The 2590-nt window shown below is 63.9% G+C and carries 2 protein-coding genes; both read left to right on the forward strand.

The window, feature by feature from the left end; genetic code table 11:
• On the forward strand, nt 1-842 hold an 842-nt coding region (locus OQK_RS04885), incomplete at its 5' end, for a ligase-associated DNA damage response exonuclease (RefSeq protein ID WP_038860572.1).
• Complete coding sequence (locus tag OQK_RS04890; RefSeq protein WP_016771381.1) at nt 839-2527, forward strand: ATP-dependent DNA ligase; 1689 nt, start codon at nt 839-841, stop codon at nt 2525-2527. The genes OQK_RS04885 and OQK_RS04890, both read left to right, overlap by 4 nt.
• The last annotated feature ends 63 nt before the right edge of the window (nt 2528-2590 follow it).

Raw genomic sequence — 2590 nt, forward strand, 5'->3', positions numbered from 1 at the left:
AGTTGCAAACACTTGACTACGGCCAGCGCCTCACCCACCACGGCGTGACCCTGAGCTTTCACCCCGCCGGGCATGTCCTCGGTTCGGCGCAGGTACGGCTCGAATACGGCGGCGAAGTCTGGGTCGCATCGGGGGATTACAAGGTCGAGCCGGACGGCACTTGCACCCCATTCGAACCGGTGCGCTGCCACACCTTCATCACCGAATCGACCTTCGGCCTGCCGATCTATCGTTGGCAGCCGCAGGCGCAGATCTTCGCCGAGATCAATCAGTGGTGGGCGGCCAATATCGCCGCCGGCAAGGCCAGCGTGTTGTTCTGCTATTCCTTCGGCAAGGCGCAGCGGATTCTCCACGGGATCGACGAAACCCTCGGGCCGATCCTCAGCCATGGCGCGGTCGAACCGCTGAACCGCGTCTACCGCGATGCCGGCGTGTACCTGCCGCCGACGATCTATGCGGGCGACGTAAAAAAAAGCGACCCGATCATGCGCCAGGCGCTGGTCATTGCTCCGCCGTCAGCAGGCGGCAGTACCTGGATGCGTCGTTTTGGCGAGTTCAGCGATGCCTTTGCCAGCGGCTGGATGCGCCTGCGCGGGACCCGGCGGCGGCGCGGCGTCGATCGCGGTTTCGTCCTTTCCGATCACGCCGACTGGCCCGGCCTGCTGTGGGCGATCAACCAGACCGGCGCGGAACGGGTGATGGTCACCCACGGCTCGATCGGCGTGCTCGTGCGCCATCTGCGCGAACAGGGCCTCGATGCACAAGGCTTCACCACCGAATACGGCGATGACGAAGACGACAACATCGCCACCGAACCCACCGTTGCCGAGACATCGCCATGAAAGCCTTCGCCGAGTTATATGCCGAACTCGACGCCACCACGTCGAGCAACGCCAAGCTGGCGGCGATGCAGGCTTACTTCGCGCAGGCCGCGCCGGAAGATGCCGCATGGGCGGTGTATTTCCTTTCTGGCGGGCGGCCTCGGCAACTGGTACCGGTGCGCATCCTCCGTGAGCTGGCGGTCGCAGTTTCGGGACTGGAGCCATGGCTGTTCGAAGAAAGCTACCAAGCCGTCGGCGATCTGGCCGAGACCATTTCTCTGGTGCTGCCGGAAAATTCCCACAGCTCCGAGGCCGGTCTTGCCGAATGGATCGAAGACAAGCTGCTGCCACTGCGCGGAGAAACGCCGGAGTACCTGACGCGCCAACTGCCAATGTTGTGGGCGCAACTGGACCGGCCGAGCCTGATGCTGTGCATCAAGCTGATCACCGGCAGTTTCCGCGTTGGCGTGTCGAAGCTGCTGGTCACCCGCGCCCTGGCGTCGATGGCCGGGCTCGACAGCAAACGCGTGGCCCAGCGCCTGGTCGGTTACACGGACCTGTCGAACCGGCCGAACGCCGCCAGCTATCTGAAACTGATCGCCCCGGAATCCGCCGACGAACACGCCCAGCGCGGCGGTCAGCCCTACCCGTTTTTTCTCGCCCATGCCTTGTCGCAACCGGTCGACGAATTCGAAGCCCTGCTTGGCCCGGCCAGCGACTGGCAGGTGGAATGGAAGTGGGACGGTATTCGTGCGCAAGTGGTCAAGCGCGACGGCAAGCTGTGGGTGTGGTCGCGCGGCGAGGAACTGGTGACCGAGCGCTTCCCCGAATTCGATGTGCTCGTGCACGGCTTGCCCGACGGCACAGTGATCGACGGCGAAATCGTCGTGTGGAAGAGCACCCATCCGACCACCGAAGATGCCTTCGATCCGCAATCCGATGAGCCGCCGGCCGTGCAACCGTTCGCCCTGCTGCAGCAACGCATCGGTCGCAAGACCCTCGACAAAAAGATTCTCGAGGAAGTGCCGGTGGTGGTGCTGGCCTACGATCTGCTGGAATGGCAGGGGGAAGACTGGCGCAACCAGCCGCAGGTCAAGCGCCGTGCGCAACTCGAAGAGGTGATCGCGCGCTGCAACAGCCCGGTACTGCTGCCCTCCCCGGTATTGACCGGCGAAGACTGGCTCGACCTCGGCCGCCAGCGCGAAGCGTCACGCAAACTCGGCGTCGAGGGCATGATGCTCAAGGCGCGCGATTCGCTGTATGGCGTCGGCCGGACCAAGGACATGGGCGTGTGGTGGAAGTGGAAGGTCGACCCGTTCAGCGTCGACGCGGTACTGATTTATGCCCAGCGTGGACACGGCCGTCGCGCCAGTCTGTACAGCGATTACACCTTCGCCGTGTGGGACGGCCCGCCGGAATCCAGCCAGCGCTCGCTGGTGCCGTTTGCCAAGGCGTATTCGGGGCTGACCGATGAAGAAATGCGTCAGGTCGACAGCATCGTGCGCAAGACTACGGTGGAAAAATTCGGCCCGGTGAGCAGCGTGAAACCGAGCCTGGTGTTCGAGCTCGGCTTCGAAGGCATCGCCCTGTCGCGCCGACACAAGAGCGGCATCGCCGTGCGCTTCCCGCGCATGCTGCGCTGGCGCAAGGACAAGACCGTCGAAGAAGCCGACAGCCTCGCGACTCTGCAAGACTTGTTGGCCTGATTCATTCTCGACACATCGCAGAATCCTGTGGCGAGGGGATTTATCCCCGCTGGGCTGCGCAGC

This window comes from Pseudomonas sp. R62, assembly GCF_000257605.1.
GTDB classification, from domain to species: domain Bacteria; phylum Pseudomonadota; class Gammaproteobacteria; order Pseudomonadales; family Pseudomonadaceae; genus Aquipseudomonas; species Aquipseudomonas atacamensis.